The organism is Micromonospora chersina (assembly GCF_900091475.1).
GTDB lineage: Bacteria > Actinomycetota > Actinomycetes > Mycobacteriales > Micromonosporaceae > Micromonospora > Micromonospora chersina.
The window spans coordinates 3650325-3666324 of sequence record NZ_FMIB01000002.1 but is presented as its reverse complement, the minus strand read 5'-3'; the positions used below and the strand labels follow the sequence as shown (position 1 = coordinate 3666324).

Here is a 16000-nt window from a genome sequence, read left to right as displayed (position 1 = left end):
GTCACGCCGGGCTGCGGACGAACGTCTCCTCGCCCCACGAACCGTCGTCGCCGTCGGACCGGATCACCAGCTCGGCCGGTCCGCACCGGTACGTGCTGGCCGAGTCGTCCACCACCGTCGTCACGTCGGCCTCCCGCCCGTCCACCCGCAGCAGGGCGAGGTCACCGCTGGTCACCACGTTCCGCTGGGTGTACCGGCCCGACCCGGCCGTCCACCGGTAGGTCTGGGTGCCCCGGCGCACCCGCTGGACGCGGTGCCCGTTCAGCGTCCCCTCCGCCACCGCCAGGTCGTACAGGTCCGTCGCCGTGCCGTCCACCCGGTACGCGGTGGCGTACCCGGTCGACGCCCCGCTGGTCAGGTCGACGGTCGTGGCCGCCGACACCCCGGCCAGCCGGCCCAGCACCGAGTCCGTCGCCACGGGAAAGTGGTAGCGGCCGGCGGAGAGCCGCCACACGCCGACGAGGCAGCGGTCCCGGTCCACCGGCGCGGCGGAGCGGCTGCCCGGCCCGTCGCCCGTGACGGCCGCGGCGGCCAGGCCGAGCAGCACGGCCGCCGCCGTACCGGAGGCGAGCCAGCGCCGGGACGCGGCCCGGACCAGCCCGGCCGTCACGGCGGCGCCGAGCGCCGCGGCGACTGTGGCGACCACCGGCGCGACGAGCAGCGCGTGCCCCAACGCGCGGGCCACCGCCGCCCGGTCGGGAGCGACGCAGCCCGCCCCGCAGGACAGCAGTACGCCGGCGGCCAGCACCGCCGGCGCGAGCAGCACGCCGGCGGTGAGCGCGGCGAGCGTGCCGTGCCAGATCGACAGCCGGCGGCCCGCCACGACGGCCACCGCGGCGGTGACCTCGACAAGCGTCACGGGCAGCAGGGTGTGCCCGTCGACCAGGCCGCGCAGCGCGCCCGGCCCGAGGCCCGGGTCCCGGGCGGCCACCGCCACGCCGGCCGCCACCACCGGCAGCGCCACGGCGGCCACGATCCCGCTGACCGCGCCGAGCCGGAGCGCCAGCCGGGTGGCGGCCCGCGTGGCGACCAGCGGGAGGAGCGCGGCGGCCAGCGGGGCGGCCAGCAGGTACGGCGCCTGGTCGGCGAGGGCCCGCACGTGCCAGCCGAGGGTGTCGGCCACCGTGACGACTGTGACGTGGTCCGGGTGGCCCTCGCGGGCGGCGACCAGGCGCACGAGGCTCACCTCGCCGTCGGCGAACCATGTGTCCAGCATCAGCAGCGAACCGAGGAAACCGGCGGTCAGCACGGTCGCCGCCACGGCGGCGGCGGCCCAGACGCGCCGCACCGCGCGGCCGTCCGCGTGCCGGGGGAGGCGGCGCAGCCAGGCGTCGGCGCCCAGCACCACCCAGCGGCCGAGCAGGGCACCACCGGCCACCGCGCCCAGCGCCAGCGTCAGTTCCACCCACCACACCGGACGGTCGTCCGCGTACCCGGCCGACCAGGCGAGCCGCCGGCCCACCAGCAGCCCGACCACCAGCGCCGCCCCGAACACCGCCCCCCGGACCGGCCGCCCACCGTGCCGCCGCGCCCACCACGCCGACCGCCACAGCGTCCCGGTGAGCACCAACGCCAGCGGCGCACCGAGCAGCAACCCCGCCGCGTAGGACCCGCCGGTGAGCGCGTCGAGCCCGACCAGCCGGCGCGGCAGGTGGGACAGCAGGTCCATGAGCGGCGGTGCCGCGATGCCGGCGGCAAGCCCGGCGCCGAGCGCCTCGACCGGCCGGGCGGACACCAGCCGTCGGGGCCGGTCCAGCTCGTCGGCGCGCGCCCGGGCCAGCGGATGGAACCGGAACAGGGCACCCAACCGGTCCCGCCACCCGGCCGGCCGTCCCTCGACGCCGAGCAGCGCCCGGGCACCCACCGCGTCGTCGCCGCCGAGGCGGGCGTCCGCCGCGAACTCGCGGGCCCGCAGCACCGACCAGGCGGAGACCTGCACCACCACCGCGAACAGCGCCAGCCGCCACACGTCCCGGCCCAGGTCCGGCGCCCGGCGCGCGCCGACGAAGGTGACGGCGGCCGGGACGACCACACCCAGCGGGAACGCCCACGCCAGCGCGACGGTCAGCCGGGTCAGGTCCACGTCCGCGTTGCGCAGGTGCGCGAGTTCGTGCAGCACGACGGCGCGGAACCGCGCCGGGGCCGTGCGATGCGCGTGCACCAGCCCCAGATCGAGCCGGACGTAGCGGCCGGCCACCGTGCCGAAGGTGTTCCCGCTGACCCGGGCCGACCGGGAGACCAGGAACGTGGGTGCCCGCCGCAGGCCCGCCTCCCGCACCAGCGCGGCCAGGTCGGCCCGCAGCGCCTCCGTACCCGGCACCCGGTCCAGCCGGCGCAGGCCGCGCAGCCTCCGCTCGACCCACGGCGCGGCCAGGTAGACCAGCGCCGTCACCACCAGGAGCACCGCCAGGCCGGTGAGCAACTGCCGCCGCACGTCCGAGTCGAGGGTGCCGAGGCACCGGTTCACGGCGGCCTCCGACTCGGCGTCGACAGTGCCGGCCCGCACGTCGATGGCGGGCGGCAGGCCCCGCAACCCGGCCAGGCAGGTGGCCCGCTCCCGGGTGGCGGCCGCATCGACCAGCACGATCTGCCAGCCGAACATGCTGGTCCCGACCACCGCCGTCGCCGCGGCGACGAACCGGCCCAGGGTGGCCGACGGGAGCGGCGGGTGCGGCGTCCCGGTGCGCGGCGCCGGCTCACCCACCGTCGGCGTCCGTGCCGAACCGGGCGGCGAACGCCTCGCGCACCGCGTCCCGCAGGACCGCCACCTGGTCCTCCGTGAGCTGCCAGCGCGGGTCACGGGCCGCCGCCGTGACCGCTTCCTCGATCCGCAGCAACTGGCCCGGCCGCAGCCGTACCTGAGCGGCCGTCGCCAACTCCGGGGGACGGCGGGACCGCCACCGCCGGCCGAGCGCCCGCAGGCCACCCCGGACCGCGTCGGTCGCCTCGCCCTGCACGGCGTCGCGCAGCGCCGCGAGACCGACACCGCACAACACCATCACGTACGGCAGCACCGGCTCGACGACCTCGGCGAACCCGCCGCCACCGGCCTCCCCGCCGCCCACCCGCGTCAGCGCCCGGGGGTCCCGCCGCCACCGGGCCGGACGGCGCCGGTAGGCGGGTTCGAGGAACGGCAGCAGGTGCTCCTCCTCGGGCGCGACCGCGCGGATCGCCAGCCGGACGAGTTCGTCCTCGGTGCTCGTGTCCGAAGCGTGCCTGGTGGGACCCATGCCGTCGCGCCTCCTGGCCGGTGGTCGGGAAGCGGCGCTTCCGGCGTCAGGGTAGGGGCGACTCACCGTAGGTGACGATCAGCAATCGGACAGTAGGCACCGCTGGGAGGTTGTGGGGGATTGCCATCATCGATACGTGGTGTGGGATGACCTGGTCCGACAGAGCGGCACCGCACCGGGCGACGAAGCCGTGCACGCTCCCCTGGCGGCCGCCCGCGCCGACAGCCGCACCAACCTGCTCGTCGCGGAGTACAACGCGATCCGTGCCGTGATGGCGCAGAAATCCGCCGCGTCGCACACCCTCGTCGGCGCGTACCTGACCGTCGTGGCGGTGATCCTGGGGTTCGTCGTCGCCAACCGCGCCGATCCCCGCCTGCTGCTGGCTGTGCCCGTGCTGGCGGCGATCTCCGGAATCACCATTCTCCGGCGCCGCCGGGACCGCGAGGCGGCGAACACCTACATCCGCGACGTGCTCCGGCCGGTCGCCGTCGAGTGCTCCGGCGACGACCGGGTCTTCCAGTGGGACGACTTCTACGCGCGGCAGAAGGACTCCCGCTCCCTGCTGTACGAGTTCGGGCTGCAACTGGTCTTCCCGCTGTCCGGAGCCGTCTGCCTGTTCGTGACCCTTCCGCTCCTGGGTTCGGTCGGGGAGTGGCTGGCCTGGCTCACCGGGCTGAGTTTCCTCGTCGCGCTGGTCGCCGCGTACGTCCACCAGAACCGGACCCATCTCGCCCGGACGGTGACCGGCGTCCACGCGGTGGCTCTGAGCTTGGCGCGGAAGCTGCCCGGGCGCGGACGGGATTCCTAGGCGGCAACCAGCGGCCGTCACAGGTCGACGTCTGCCGCTCCCTGCCCACGCGGGCCACCCCGCAGGTCGCTAGACTGGGCCCTCGCGCCCTCGTAGCTCAGGGGATAGAGCATCGGTTTCCTAAACCGTGTGTCGCAGGTTCGAATCCTGCCGGGGGCACCTCCAACACAGAGATCACCGCTCGCCGTGGAGATCGGCGACCAGCGCGGCGACCCGGGCCCTGATGTCGTCCCGGACCTGGCGGACCACCTCGACGGGTTGCCCGGCCGGATCGGTGAGCTTCCAGTCCTCGTAGCGTTTGCCGGGGAAGACGGGGCAGGCGTCGCCGCAGCCCATGGTGACGATGACGTCGCTGGCCTCGGCCGCGTCCCAGGTGAGGCGGGCCGGGGTCTGGCCGGTGATGTCGATGCCGACTTCGTGCATGGCCTCGACGGCGACGGGGTTGATCTGGTCGGCGGGTTCGGAGCCGGCGGACCGGACCTCGACGGTGTCGCCGGCGAGGTGGCGCAGCCAGCCGGCGGCCATCTGGGAGCGGCCGGCGTTGTGGACGCAGACGAACAGGACGGTGGGCTTGTCGCTCATCGCGGATTCTCCGGTCAGGTGATGGTGGGGCTGCGGCGTTCGATGAGGGTCACGTCGCGCCAGGTGCCGTGGTGTCGGCCGACGCGTTCCCGGGTGCCGACGGTGCGGAAGCCGCAGGCGGCGTGCAGGGCCAGGCTCGCGGTGTTCTCGGGGAAGACGCCGGACTGGATAGTCCAGATGCCCGCCCGCTCGGTGGAGGCGATCAGGGCGTCGAGCAGGAGCCGGCCGACGCCCTGACCGCGGGCGTCGGGGTGGACGTAGACGGAGTGCTCCACCACCCCGGCGTAGACGCACCGGTCGGAGACAGCGGTGCAGGCGACCCAGCCGAGGACACGGCCCGTGGGGTCGACGGCGACCCAGCAGTGGTCATGGTTTCTCCTCGGCGAGGTGCGGCACGACGACGGCGTCCGCCGATTCGGCGGCGTGGGGGTACCAGGCGGCGAGGGCGGCGACGGCGACCAGGCCGCCGACGACCTGGGCGGCGACGAAGCCGGGCACCGACGCCGGGGCGATGCCGGCGAAGGTGTCGGTGAAGGCCCGGCCGATGGTGACGGCGGGATTCGCGAACGACGTCGACGAGGTGAACCAGTACGCCGCGCCGATGTAGGCGCCCACGGCGGCCGGGGCGGCGGCGGTGCGACCGGAGCGGGCGAGGGCGAAGACCAGGACGACGAGGCCGGCGGTGGCGACCACCTCGGCCAGCCACAGGTTTCCCCCGGTCCGGTCGGTGCGCGACCAGGCAACGGCCGGAAGATCGAACATCAGGTCGGCCAGCACGGCGCCCACGATGGCGCCGCCGGTCTGGGCGGTGGCGTAGGCGACCAGCTCGCGGGCGGTCAGGCCGGTGCCGGCGCGGCGGCCGAGCCACCAGTCGACCGCCGAGACGACCGGGTTGAAGTGCGCGCCGGACACCGGGCCGAACATCAGGATCAGCGCGCCCAGGGCTAGGGCGGTGGCGATCGCGTTCTCCAGCAGTTGGAGGCCGACGTCGGTGGGGGAGAGCCGGGCGGCGGCGATCCCGGAGCCGACGACGGCGGCGACCAGGAGCGCGGTGCCCGCGAACTCCGCCGAGGCCCGCCGGGGCAGGGCGAGGCTCACGCGGCGCTGCCGGCGGTCGGGGCGGCAGACACGTCGAGCAGTGCGCCGAGCTGGCGGAACGCCTCCGGCTTGACCCGGTACCAGACCCACGTGCCGCGCCGCTCGGAGTCGACCAGGCCGGCCTCGCGCAGCACCTTGAGGTGGTGGGAGATGGTCGGCGCGGACAGGTCGAACGCCGGGGTCAGGTCGCAGACGCACATCTCCGGCACCGAGGCGATCATCGACATCAGGCGCAGCCGGACCGGGTCGCCCAGGGCCTTGAACATCGGCGCGACCACCGCCGCCTGATCGGCGTCCATCGGGCGGACGGCGATGGGGGAGCAGCAGGCGACCGCGTTGAGGTCCACCACCGGCAGCTCTTGTTTCGACATGCCTCTAGGTTGACAGATTTCAAAACAGGGTGCAACGTAGGTCTTGCTTCGAAAAACATCTAGACAAGGTCCGAAGCGATGACGAATCCGTCAGGAGGAACGATCATGTCCCGTGTCCAGCTCGCCCTGCGCGTGTCCGACCTCGAAGGCTCCGTGGCCTTCTACTCGAAGCTGTTCGGCGTCGAGCCGGCCAAGCGCCGCCCCGGCTACGCCAACTTCGCCGTCGAGAACCCGCCGCTGAAGCTCGTCCTCCTCGAAGGTGAGGCCGACCAGCCCACGGTCATGGACCACCTCGGCGTCGAGGTGTTCAGCACCGACGAGGTCAACGCCGCGACCAGGCGCCTCACCGACTCCGGCCTGATCACGCTGGAGGAGAACGACACCGAGTGCTGTTACGCCCTCCAGGACAAGGTGTGGGTGCGCGGCCCCGGCAACGAGCCGTGGGAGGTCTACACCGTCAAGGCCGACTCCGGGCAGCTCGAGAAGGCGACCGAGAGTGCCTGCTGCACCCCGGCCGCCGACAAGGAGCCCGCCGCGGCCGGAGCCGCCGGAAGCTGCTGCTGACACGCGAGGCCCACGCGCCCGTCCTCGACCAGGGGGGCGGGCGCGCGGCGCGTGGGCGCTTAGGGTGGCCGCGTGCCGCGTATCGACCTGACCACGAGGGTCAGTGCCACCCCCGAGGCCGTCTTCGACGCCTGTCTGGACGTCGACCTGCACACCACGTCGATGGGCGCCAGCGGCGAGCGCGCGACCGGAGGCGTCACGACCGGCCGCCTCTCGGCCGGCGACGTCGTCACCTGGCAGGCGCGGCACTTCGGCCTGCCGTGGCGCATGACCGTGCGGATCACCGACCACCAGCGGCCGCACCGGTTCGTGGACGAGCAGACCAGCGGCCCGTTCGCGCGCTGGCGCCACGAGCACCTCTTCGCGCCCGACCCCGCCGACCCGTCGGTCACGATCATGCGCGACCGCATCGAGTTCGGCGCCCCGATGGGACCGGCCGGCGCCCTGGTCGCCCGCGTCGTCCTGCGGCCGTACCTGCGCCGGCTGATCGCCCGCCGGAACGTCTTCCTGGCCGAGGCGTTGGTCAGCCGGGCAGGCGGTAGACGGAGACGTGGGAACGGGACTCGGCCGTGAACTCCGCCCCGGACCAGTCCGCGTGCCTAGCCTCCAGTTCGAATCCGGCGAGCTGGCCCATGAGGTCCAGCTCGGCCGGCCAGATGTAGCGGTGCGGGCTGCGGCCCAGCCGCGCCTCGCGGCCCTCGCCGAACCGGAAGTGGTGGGACACGACCTGCTGGCGCAGCACGTCGTACGTGTCCAGGCCGATGTAGCCGGGCTCGGCGCACCACACCACGGCCTCCTGCCCGGGAGGCAGTTTGCGCAGCTCGGGCACCCACAGCTCGATCACGAACCGCCCGCCCGGCCGCAGGTGGCGGGCCGCGTTGCGGAAGCAGGCGACCTGTTCGGCCTGGTCGAGCAGGTTGGAGATGGTGTTGTAGACCAGGTAGACCAGCGTGTATTCGCCGGGCGCCGTGGCGGTGGCCATGTCGCCGACGACCACGGGGATGGTCGCCTCGTCGACCTTCGTCCGGAGCTGCTCGACCATCGGTGCGGACAGCTCGATCCCGGTCACCGGCACGCCGCGTTCCGCGAGCGGCACGGCCACCCGGCCGGTGCCGACGGCGAACTCGAGCGCGCGGCCGTCGCCGGCGAGGGCGGCGAGGCGGTCCACGGTGGGCCCGAGGACCTCCGGCGCGAACATCCCGCTGCCCGGTGTGTCGTAGCGCTGGGCCGTCTCGGCGTCCCAGATCTCCTCCTGACGCATGGCGCCCACGATCGTCGTCGATCCCGGCGCTGTCCAACGGGTTTCCGCCGGCCGGCGGCTCTTCGGCGGCCGTTCCGGAAGGCCGGCGGGAAAGAAGGCGATAGCCTGCGATCGGGGTGCCGCGTGGGGTGACGATCGGGGCTCGCGGGTGCCGGATGGTCTTCGTCGGTACCCTGCTAGTCCTGGCCTGCCCGCGACGACATGGTGGTACTTCGTGAACGATCTTCGAGTGGTGGCGTTCGACCTGGACGACACCCTGGCGGTTTCCAAGTCCCAGATCGATCGTCGGATGGCGGAACTCCTCGGCCACCTGCTCACCGAGGTGGACGTGCTGATCATCTCCGGTGGCCGCTTCGAGCAGTTCGAGATGCAGGTGCTGGCCCACCTGGACCTGACCGAGGAGCAGCGCGGCCGCCTGCACCTGATGCCGACCTGCGGCACCCGCTACTACCGCTGGTCCGACGGCGACTGGCGGCAGGTCTACGCCGAGGACCTGAGCGAGGCCGACAAGGCCCGGGTCGTCGCGGCGCTCACCGAGTCGGCGCAGGCCCTCGACCTGTGGGAGCCGAAGACCTGGGGCGACATCATCGAGGACCGGGGCAGCCAGATCACCTTCTCGGCGCTGGGCCAGTCCGCCCCGCCGGCCGAGAAGTACGGCTGGGACCCGGACGGCAGCAAGAAGAAGCGGCTCCGCGATGCGGTCGCCGCGAAGCTGCCCGACCTGGAGGTCCGCGGTGGCGGCTCGACCTCCATCGACGTCACCCGCAAGGGCGTGGACAAGGCGTACGGCATGCGGAAGCTGCTGGAGTGCCTGGACCTGAAGACCGACAACGTGCTCTTCGTCGGTGACCGGCTGGACGAGGGCGGCAACGACTACCCGGTGAAGGACATGGGCATCCGCTGCGTGGCGGTCACCCGCTGGGAGGAGACGGCCGACTACGTGGAGGCTCTCGTCGACGACCTGGTGAAGCTGCGGGCCGAGCCGGCCTGACCGCCGCCCCGGAGAGTCGGACGGCGGTCAGGGCCGGGCGTCAGAGGGCGGCGCGGATCGCCTCTGCGAGCGTGGTCGGCGTGCGGCCGAGCAGCCTGGCCAGGTCGTCGCCGACCTCCAGCTCGCCCTGGGCGAGGCCCCGGTCGCCGTCGGCGAGCACGGCCGCGTACCCCTCGGGCAGGCCGGCCGCGACCAGCAGCTCGGTGTACTTGTCCACGGGCAGGTCGAGGTAGCTGACCGTGCCGCCGGTCTGCCGGGAGATCTCGGCGGCCAGTTCGGTGAGGGTGAAGGGCGCGCCGCCCAGCTCGTACACCTTTCCGGCCTGGCCCTCGGCGGTGAGCACCTCGGCGGCGGCCGCGGCGTAGTCCGCGCGGGTGGCGGCGCTGACCCGCCCGTCACCCGCCGCGCCCGCCACCCCGTGCTGGAGGTACGTGGGGAGCTGGCCGGTGTAGTTCTCCAGGTACCAGCTGTTGCGCAGGAACACGTACGGCAGGCCGGAGTCGCGGATCAGCTGCTCGGTCGCCTTGTGCTCGGCGGCGAGGACCAGGCTGGAGGTGTCGGCGTTCGCGATGCTGGTGTAGACGACCAGGCGGACGCCGGCCTCCTTCGCGGCGGTGACCACGTTGCCGTGCTGCACCAGCCGCTTGCCGACCTCGCTGCCGGAGACGAACATCAGCTTCTCGGCGCCCGCGAAGGCCGCCTGGAGCGACCCGGGGTCGTCGTAGTCGGCCCGCTGGGTGACCACTCCCCGCTCGGCGAGGCCGGCGAGCCGGTCGACGTCGCGGCCGAGCGCCACGATCTGGCCGGCGGGCACGCCCCGGTCGAGCAGCGCTTCGACGATGAGGCGACCGAGGTGACCGGTGGCGCCGGTGACGACGATGGACATGAGCACTCCCTGTTGGTGGCGACAACAACTTCTTCCCACGCCAACGGGAACACCGGCGGCTTACTTCCCGTTGGAGAGTAGGCACCTTGAAGTTCGGTACGCACTGAAAGAGAGTGACGACATGCAGGCCGACCCGTTCAACCGGAACTGCGGCAGCCGGAAGGTCCTCGACCGGATCGGCGACCGGTGGAGCGTGCTGATCGTGCTCACCCTCGCCGGCGGCGACAAGCGCTACGGCGAGCTGGCCGAGCGGGTCGACGGGATCAGCCAGAAGATGCTCACCCAGACCCTGCGCGGCCTGGAACGGGACGGCATCGTCACCCGCACGGTGCACGCCAGCGTGCCGCCCCGGGTGGACTACGCCCTCACCGATCTCGGCCGCAGCCTCCTGGACCTGGTGGCCGGCCTGGAGGCGTGGGCCACCACCCACCTCGTCGAGGTCGAGGCCGCCCGCGCCCGGTACGACGCCCGGGGCTAGTTCCGGAACCGGCCGAGTCTGGCGGGATCGGTGTCGATGCGGTAGGAACGCCCAGAGAGCGCTCTCCGTACCCCATCACCGAACAGGCAGGCAGATGAGACCACTCGACCCCTCCCGCCGCCGCTTCCTCGCCCTCACCGCCGCCTCGGCGGCGTCGGTCACCGCCCTCGGGCTTCCGGCCACGTCCGCCGCCGCGTCCCCGGCCGGCGACGACACCGCCGCCGAGCCCGACTTCGGCCCCAACGTCTTCGTGTACGACCCGGCCACTCCCGTCGAGGAGATCCAGTCCACCCTGGACCGGCTGTTCGCCGCCCAGGAGCACAATGAGATGGGCTTCGACAGGTACGCCGTGCTGTTCAAGCCCGGCCGGTACGAGGTGAACGCCCGGCTCGGCTACTACACCACAGTGGCCGGCCTCGGCGCGCACCCCGACGACGTGGAGATCCACGGCGCGGTGCGGGTGATCGGCCAGCCCGACCCGAACTCCCAGGCCGGCATCTCCGCGCTCACCAACTTCTGGCGCTCGGCGGAGAACCTCGCCGTCAGCCCGACCGACTGGTCGAACCAGTGGGCGGTCTCCCAGGCGTCCCCGATGCGCCGCGTACACATCAAGGGCATCCTCTGGCTGGAGCCCGGCAACGGCGGCTACTCCAGCGGCGGCTACATCGCCGACTCCAAGGTGGACGGCATCACCATCAACGGCTCCCAGCAGCAGTGGCTGACCCGGGACAGCGAACTCGGCGGCGACTGGACCAACGGGGTCTGGAACCAGGTCTTCTCCGGTGTCGTCGGCGCACCCGCGCAGGGCTTCCCGAACCCGCCGTACACCACGCTGGCGACCAGCCCGGTGACCCGGGAGAAGCCGTACCTCTTCGTGGACGGCGAGGGCTGCTGGCGGGTGGCCGTGCCCCGGCTGCGCCGCGACACCGCCGGCACCACCTGGGGCGTCGGCGCCCCGCCGGTGCCGTCGCTGCCGCTTTCCGACTTCTTCATCGCCAAGCCCACCGACTCGGCCAGGCGGATCAACCAGGAGCTCTCCCGGCCGGGCCGGCACCTGCTGCTCACCCCGGGCGTCTACCACCTGGACCGGGCGCTGCGGGTCAAGCACCCGGACACCGTCGTGCTCGGCCTCGGCATGCCCAGCCTCGCACCGACCACCGGCGACGCCGCCCTGCGGATCGAGGACGTCGACGGCGTCCGGATCGCCGGGGTGCTTGTCGACGCCGGGCCGGTCGAGTCGGAGGTGCTCGTCGAGGTCGGCAAGCGCAACAGCCACCGGTCGCACGCCACCGACCCGATCTCGCTCCAGGACGTCTTCTTCCGCATCGGCGGTCCGTACGCGGGCCGGGCGGTGACCAGCCTGGTGGTGAACAGCCGGCACACCCTCATCGACAACATCTGGGCGTGGCGCGGCGACCACGGCAAGCCCGGCACCATCGGGTGGACCGTCAACACGGCCGACACCGGAGTGGTGGTCAACGGGGACGACGTGACCGCGTACGGGCTCTTCGTCGAGCACTACCAGCGCTGGCAGACGATCTGGAACGGCGAGCGCGGCCGGACCGTCTTCTACCAGAGCGAGCTGCCCTACGACCCGCCGAGCCAGGCGGCCTGGCGCAGCCCGACCGGCAACGGCTGGGCCTCGTACAAGGTCGCCGACCACGTGCGCGAGCACGAGGCGTGGGGGCTGGGGGTCTACTCGTACTTCAACCAGAAGGTGGACATCCGCTGCGACCGGGCCATCGAGGCGCCGCGCCGGGCCGGCGTGCGGTTCCACGACGCCATCACCGTCTTCCTGGACGGCAGCGGCGGCATCGAGCGCACCGTCAACGAGGCCGGCACCCCGGTCGTCGGCTCGTACGGCACCAGCCCGGTGGTCAGCTACCCCTGATCCGCCGACCAGGACCCCGGCCGGCCGTGCACGCGGTCGGCCGGGGGTGACCCCCGAGGTGTAACAAGAATTCGCCCGAACACGCTGCACCCGTCATCCCGTGCGCGGCGGGAATGCCGGTCATAGGCTCGCGTACATCGAGGACCGGCGGCATCGCGGCCACCCGTGAGGGGGTGACGGACGCGATCGAGGGGGCGCGTCCGGCACCGGCCGCCGCCTGGTCCCGCCACCAGATCCTGCACCGGAGGACTCTTTGCGTCGTTCCGCACTTCTCGCCTCCCTGACCACCGCGGCCGTCGCGGCGGTCCTGGCCGGCGCCGCGCCGGCATCGGCCATCAACACCTACAACGCCCAGCCCGCGCCGGAGCGCACCGAGGTCGGTGCCATGCTGGCCCTCTGGGACCGCGACGGCGACGGTGTCTCGGAGACCATCGACTGGTACTGCTCCGGCACGATGGTCGACCGGAACACCTTCCTCACCGCCGCGCACTGCACCACCGACTGGTCGCCCGGCGTGCGCTTCTACGTCTCGCTGGCCCAGGACGTGCAGGGCGCGCTCGACGCGGCCAAGGCCGCGGGGCTGACCCCGGCGCAGACCGCCGCCGCGGTCGGCGTCGAGGGCACCGAGCACACCAGTCCGGACTACCCCGGCAACTCCGCCGACGCGCACGACATCGCGGTCATCGAGTTCTCCGACGGCCAGGCCGCCGAGCTGGCGAAGCGGTGGCCGTTCACCCCGGCGACGCTGCCCGCCGCCGGCCAGCTCGACGCGCTGGGCTCCCGCGCGCTGGACGCCGCGACCTGGGTGGTCGCCGGCTACGGCACCGAGGAGGCCACACGCGGGCCGGGCGGGCAGACCCATCCCGGCGGCGGTGTCCGCAACAAGGCCGAGGTCGGCTTCGACGCCCTCAACAAGACCTGGGTGCGGCTGGCCATGAACGAGAGCCGCGGCTACGGCGGCGCCTGCTACGGCGACTCCGGCGGCCCGAACTTCGTCACCCTCGACGGCCGGCGGGTGCTGGCCGCCACCACCATCACCGGCGACGGCCCCTGCTACGCCACGAACGTGGCGTACCGGCTGGACGCCCCGACCGCGCGGGACTTCCTCGACGAGTTCGTCGACCTGCCCTGAGCCGACGCACGACCGGCGGCCGGCGGGATCACCCGCCGGCCGCCCCCGTTCACGGCCGCACCTCAGCCCGGCAGCTGCTCCGCCCGGGTGACCACCTGGTCGATCAGGCCGTAGTCGCGGGCCTGCTCGGCGGTGAACCACCGGTCCCGGTCCCAGTCGCGCTGGATCTCGTCCAGCGTGTGCCCGCTGTGCCGGGCGATCAGCTCCTGCATGGTGCGCTTCACGTGCAGCATGTTCTCCGCCTGGATGGTGATGTCGGCGGCCGTGCCGCCCATCCCGCCGGACGGCTGGTGCATCATCACCCGCGAGTGCGGCAGCGCGAACCGCTTCCCCGCCGCGCCCGCGCAGAGCAGGAACTGCCCCATCGAGCCGGCCATGCCGAGGGCCAGCGTCGCCACGTCGTTCTTGACGTACCGCATGGTGTCGTAGACGGCCATCCCGGCGCTGACCGAGCCGCCGGGCGAGTTGATGTAGAGGAAGATGTCCCGCTCCGGGTCCTCGGCGGCCAGCAGCAGGATCTGCGCGCAGATCTGGTTGGCCGAGGCGTCGGTGACCTCGGTGCCGAGGAAGATGATCCGCTCCTTGAGCAGCCGCTCGAAGACCCGGTCGCCGAGGGTCGGCTGCCCCTCGTCCAGCATCCAGATGCCGTATCCCATGACCTGACCACCCTCCGTGCCGCCGGTGGGCGAGGGACCGCCCGGCAACCGGCGGTCTCCAGCCTCCGGCGGGCGGCACCCCGCGGCCCAGCGTTTCTGCCCCGGGCAGATCCGCCGTGGGCAGAACCAGGCGGGCCTACGCGGCGGCCAGCCTCCGCCGGCCGGCCCGGGCCTGCCGCCGGGCCAGCGTGACGGAGGTACGCGGACGGTGGCGGGCGGCCGGCACGGAGGGGATCAGCCAGATGCGGGTGCCGGTGCCGAACACGGTGGGGGAGGCGTAACCGAGGTCCGGGCCGACCGGTGCGGGCGCGGCGCCCGGCAGCCGCAGCGTCCCGCCGAGCAGCGGGGTCGGTGCGACCGGCCGCCGGGTGGCGTGCAGCCGCGGCCCGCCGACCCGGAGCTGCGGCCCGGTCCGGGTGGCCGGCACCCGGTCGAGCCGGGCCAGCGTCACCCCGGAGGCCACCGGCGCCCGCCGCTCGACCCGGCGCAGCTCGTCGCGGGCCTCTTCGAGAAGGTCGGACAAATGGATCCCGAGGGCGCGGCAGATCGCCGCCAGCACCTCGGAGGAGGCCTCCTTGCGGCCGCGTTCCACCTCGGAGAGGTAGGGCAGGGAGACGCCGGCGGCCAGCGCCACCTCGCGCAGGGTGCGGCCCTGACGCAGGCGTACGCGGCGGAGCACCCCGCCGATCACCCGTCGCAGCAACGACATGCGGGCCTCCTCGCGGTCGTCGTCCCCTCGGACGTCCCCATCATGCCCCGTCCCGGCGACGGAGACCGGCCCGGTCGGCCCCCGTGCCGCCGACCGGGCCCCTCCGGGCTCAGCGCCAGACCACCGCCCGGCCGTGCCAGCTCGGCGAGAGGTAGTCCACCTGGCCGACGATCACGCCCTGGTCGTTCACGTTTATCGCCCGGCTGCCCACCGCGTCGCTCGGCAACGGAAGCAGTTGCGAGCTCGCCGACGGGTCGGGCCAGATCATCGCCCGGTCGCCGTGGCCCTCGGTCCCGATCACCAGGCCCGCGTCGTTGACAGCCTGGGCGGTGGGGGAGACGGCGGTGGTGGCCAGCCGGCGCATCGCCGAGCCGTCCCAGAAGAAGGCGGCGAACACACCGTCGGCGGTCCAACTGGTGCCGACCACCTGGCCGAGGTCGTTGATGCCGTTCGCCGTGCTGGTGGCCCCACCCAGGGTGCCGAGTGGTCGGGTCACCCCGTCCCGCCAGACGAACGCCTGGTAGTCGTCGGGCGCCGGATCGTCCCAGTCCTGCCAGCCGTAGGTGCCCGCGACCGTCCCCGCCTCGTTCACGGCGGTCGCGCTCGCTCCCGGCGGCACGTCGATGGTGACCTCCGTGTCGCCGGTACGGACGAAGGCCCGGCGGCCGGAGAAGCTGTCGGTGACGTTGTAGACGCCGACCACCCGGTCGCCGGCCGTGTCGTACGCGATGGAGAAGATCCCGCCGGTGAGGCCGAGGTCCTGGATCTTCCCGTCCACCCAGGCGACCGCGTGACTCGCGCCCGTGGCGTCCTGGCTGGTGCCCACGATGCGGCCCTGCTCGTCGATGGCCTCGGCCTGGCTGTTCAGCCCGCCCAGGGTGCCCAGGTCCTCGATTCCGCCGTCCACCCAGCGCACCGCGTGCCAGTAGCCGCTGGCCAGCTGGGCCGACCCGACCACCACCCCCTGCCCGTTGACGTCGGACGCCGAGGTGCTGAGGCCGTCGAGCGACGGCAGCACGACGACGCTCCGATCCGCCGTCGGCATCGGTGCCGGTGTGGTGGCGGTCGGTGAGCCCGTCGGGGAGGGCGTGCCGGTCGGCGACGGGGCGGTGGTCGGTGGCGGTGTGCTGGTCGGCGATGGTGAGGCGGTGGGCTTCGGCCGGGGTGTCCGGGTCGCCTCGGTCCGCCGGGGCGTCGGCCGGTCGTCCGGACGGCTCGCCACCGCCGGTGCCGCGCCGGCCAGCAGCATCCCGAGCGCCACGCCCCCCGTGGCCAGTGCCGTACGTGTCCGCATCCGGGTTCTCCCTCCTCAGGACTGTCGATTCCCCGAGTCTCACCCGCCA

Annotated in this window: 16 protein-coding genes, 1 tRNA gene and 2 pseudogenes; 8 read left to right on the top strand and 11 right to left on the bottom strand. The window is 73.5% G+C overall.

Annotated features, from left to right (window positions below):
• Position 1 precedes the first annotated feature (1 nt).
• Positions 2-2704, bottom strand: a complete 2703-nt coding sequence (locus GA0070603_RS16860; RefSeq protein WP_091314674.1) for a M48 family metalloprotease — start codon at positions 2702-2704, stop codon at positions 2-4.
• A complete protein-coding gene (locus tag GA0070603_RS31505; protein ID WP_091314671.1) occupies positions 2697-3230 on the bottom strand; it encodes a hypothetical protein in 534 nt (177 codons plus the stop codon). Before GA0070603_RS31505 ends, GA0070603_RS16860 begins: the two co-directional genes overlap by 8 nt.
• A gap of 136 nt (positions 3231-3366) precedes the next feature.
• Here GA0070603_RS31505 and GA0070603_RS16850 point away from each other — a divergent pair, with 136 nt between their 5' ends.
• A complete protein-coding gene (locus tag GA0070603_RS16850) occupies positions 3367-4038 on the top strand; it encodes a hypothetical protein (RefSeq protein WP_139131883.1) in 672 nt (223 codons plus the stop codon).
• A gap of 86 nt (positions 4039-4124) precedes the next feature.
• A tRNA-Arg gene (locus GA0070603_RS16845) sits at positions 4125-4197 on the top strand.
• Between the two features lie 15 nt (positions 4198-4212).
• Here GA0070603_RS16845 and GA0070603_RS16840 read toward each other — a convergent pair.
• From GA0070603_RS16840 to GA0070603_RS16825, 4 genes and pseudogenes are all read right to left on the bottom strand, one after another.
• Positions 4213-4620 (bottom strand): arsenate reductase ArsC, encoded by a 408-nt coding sequence (locus GA0070603_RS16840; RefSeq protein ID WP_091314665.1) that lies wholly within the window; start codon positions 4618-4620, stop codon positions 4213-4215.
• 14 nt (positions 4621-4634) lie between these two features.
• Positions 4635-4988, bottom strand: a pseudogene (locus tag GA0070603_RS16835) (GNAT family N-acetyltransferase); the annotation flags it as partial.
• Between the two features lie 22 nt (positions 4989-5010).
• Positions 5011-5718: pseudogene (locus GA0070603_RS16830) on the bottom strand (aquaporin); the annotation flags it as partial.
• Complete coding sequence (locus tag GA0070603_RS16825; RefSeq protein ID WP_091314658.1) at positions 5715-6089, bottom strand: ArsR/SmtB family transcription factor; 375 nt, start codon at positions 6087-6089, stop codon at positions 5715-5717. The pseudogene GA0070603_RS16830 and the gene GA0070603_RS16825, both read right to left, overlap by 4 nt.
• A 105-nt stretch (positions 6090-6194) precedes the next feature.
• On the opposite strand from GA0070603_RS16825, the gene GA0070603_RS16820 reads away from it, so the two are divergent.
• Together GA0070603_RS16820 and GA0070603_RS16815 are read left to right on the top strand one after the other, a co-directional pair.
• A complete protein-coding gene (locus GA0070603_RS16820; protein ID WP_091314655.1) occupies positions 6195-6653 on the top strand; it encodes an ArsI/CadI family heavy metal resistance metalloenzyme in 459 nt (152 codons plus the stop codon).
• 72 nt (positions 6654-6725) lie between these two features.
• Positions 6726-7226 carry an SRPBCC family protein gene (locus GA0070603_RS16815; RefSeq protein ID WP_091314653.1) on the top strand — a complete coding sequence of 167 codons (501 nt, stop codon included), beginning with the start codon at positions 6726-6728 and terminating at the stop codon, positions 7224-7226.
• Here GA0070603_RS16815 and GA0070603_RS16810 read toward each other — a convergent pair.
• Positions 7177-7914, bottom strand: a complete 738-nt coding sequence (locus tag GA0070603_RS16810; RefSeq protein ID WP_091314650.1) for a class I SAM-dependent methyltransferase — start codon at positions 7912-7914, stop codon at positions 7177-7179. The two genes, GA0070603_RS16815 and GA0070603_RS16810, sit on opposite strands and share 50 nt — an antisense overlap.
• A 214-nt stretch (positions 7915-8128) precedes the next feature.
• Here GA0070603_RS16810 and GA0070603_RS16805 point away from each other — a divergent pair, with 214 nt between their 5' ends.
• The gene (locus GA0070603_RS16805) at positions 8129-8905 is read left to right on the top strand and encodes an HAD-IIB family hydrolase (protein WP_091314647.1); all 777 of its coding nucleotides are present in this window, start codon (positions 8129-8131) and stop codon (positions 8903-8905) included.
• Between the two features lie 40 nt (positions 8906-8945).
• Here the strand turns inward: GA0070603_RS16805 and GA0070603_RS16800 are convergent, their stop codons facing one another.
• Positions 8946-9791 (bottom strand): SDR family oxidoreductase, encoded by an 846-nt coding sequence (locus GA0070603_RS16800; RefSeq protein ID WP_091314643.1) that lies wholly within the window; start codon positions 9789-9791, stop codon positions 8946-8948.
• Between the two features lie 121 nt (positions 9792-9912).
• Between GA0070603_RS16800 and GA0070603_RS16795 the strand changes: the two genes are divergently transcribed.
• The 3 genes from GA0070603_RS16795 to GA0070603_RS16785 all read left to right on the top strand — a co-directional run bounded on the left by GA0070603_RS16795 (position 9913) and on the right by GA0070603_RS16785 (position 13292).
• Positions 9913-10269 carry a winged helix-turn-helix transcriptional regulator gene (locus tag GA0070603_RS16795; RefSeq protein WP_091314640.1) on the top strand — a complete coding sequence of 119 codons (357 nt, stop codon included), beginning with the start codon at positions 9913-9915 and terminating at the stop codon, positions 10267-10269.
• 94 nt (positions 10270-10363) lie between these two features.
• Positions 10364-12160 carry a pectate lyase-like domain-containing protein gene (locus GA0070603_RS16790; protein WP_091314638.1) on the top strand — a complete coding sequence of 599 codons (1797 nt, stop codon included), beginning with the start codon at positions 10364-10366 and terminating at the stop codon, positions 12158-12160.
• 253 nt (positions 12161-12413) lie between these two features.
• Positions 12414-13292 carry a trypsin-like serine protease gene (locus GA0070603_RS16785; RefSeq protein WP_091314634.1) on the top strand — a complete coding sequence of 293 codons (879 nt, stop codon included), beginning with the start codon at positions 12414-12416 and terminating at the stop codon, positions 13290-13292.
• 62 nt (positions 13293-13354) lie between these two features.
• On the opposite strand, the gene GA0070603_RS16780 is transcribed toward GA0070603_RS16785, so the two are convergent.
• From GA0070603_RS16780 to GA0070603_RS16770, 3 genes are all read right to left on the bottom strand, one after another.
• The gene (locus tag GA0070603_RS16780; RefSeq protein ID WP_091314629.1) at positions 13355-13948 is read right to left on the bottom strand and encodes a ClpP family protease; all 594 of its coding nucleotides are present in this window, start codon (positions 13946-13948) and stop codon (positions 13355-13357) included.
• Between the two features lie 136 nt (positions 13949-14084).
• Complete coding sequence (locus GA0070603_RS16775) at positions 14085-14657, bottom strand: helix-turn-helix domain-containing protein (RefSeq protein WP_091314625.1); 573 nt, start codon at positions 14655-14657, stop codon at positions 14085-14087.
• A 109-nt stretch (positions 14658-14766) separates the two neighbouring features.
• Entirely contained in the window at positions 14767-15951 is a 1185-nt protein-coding gene (locus tag GA0070603_RS16770; RefSeq protein ID WP_139131882.1) for a hypothetical protein, read from the bottom strand.
• Positions 15952-16000 lie beyond the last annotated feature (49 nt).

Bases quoted from the DNA above. Each gene is read 5' to 3' on its own strand.
- GA0070603_RS31505 (WP_091314671.1), bottom strand. From the start codon at position 3,230: ATGGGTCCCACCAGGCACGCTTCGGACACGAGCACCGAGGACGAACTC.
- GA0070603_RS16840 (WP_091314665.1), bottom strand. From the start codon at position 4,620: ATGAGCGACAAGCCCACCGTCCTGTTCGTCTGCGTCCACAACGCCGGC.
- GA0070603_RS16825 (WP_091314658.1), bottom strand. From the start codon at position 6,089: ATGTCGAAACAAGAGCTGCCGGTGGTGGACCTCAACGCGGTCGCCTGC.
- GA0070603_RS16820 (WP_091314655.1), top strand. From the start codon at position 6,195: ATGTCCCGTGTCCAGCTCGCCCTGCGCGTGTCCGACCTCGAAGGCTCC.
- GA0070603_RS16810 (WP_091314650.1), bottom strand. From the start codon at position 7,914: ATGCGTCAGGAGGAGATCTGGGACGCCGAGACGGCCCAGCGCTACGAC.
- GA0070603_RS16800 (WP_091314643.1), bottom strand. From the start codon at position 9,791: ATGTCCATCGTCGTCACCGGCGCCACCGGTCACCTCGGTCGCCTCATC.
- GA0070603_RS16795 (WP_091314640.1), top strand. From the start codon at position 9,913: ATGCAGGCCGACCCGTTCAACCGGAACTGCGGCAGCCGGAAGGTCCTC.
- GA0070603_RS16790 (WP_091314638.1), top strand. From the start codon at position 10,364: ATGAGACCACTCGACCCCTCCCGCCGCCGCTTCCTCGCCCTCACCGCC.
- GA0070603_RS16780 (WP_091314629.1), bottom strand. From the start codon at position 13,948: ATGGGATACGGCATCTGGATGCTGGACGAGGGGCAGCCGACCCTCGGC.
- GA0070603_RS16775 (WP_091314625.1), bottom strand. From the start codon at position 14,657: ATGTCGTTGCTGCGACGGGTGATCGGCGGGGTGCTCCGCCGCGTACGC.
- GA0070603_RS16770 (WP_139131882.1), bottom strand. From the start codon at position 15,951: ATGCGGACACGTACGGCACTGGCCACGGGGGGCGTGGCGCTCGGGATG.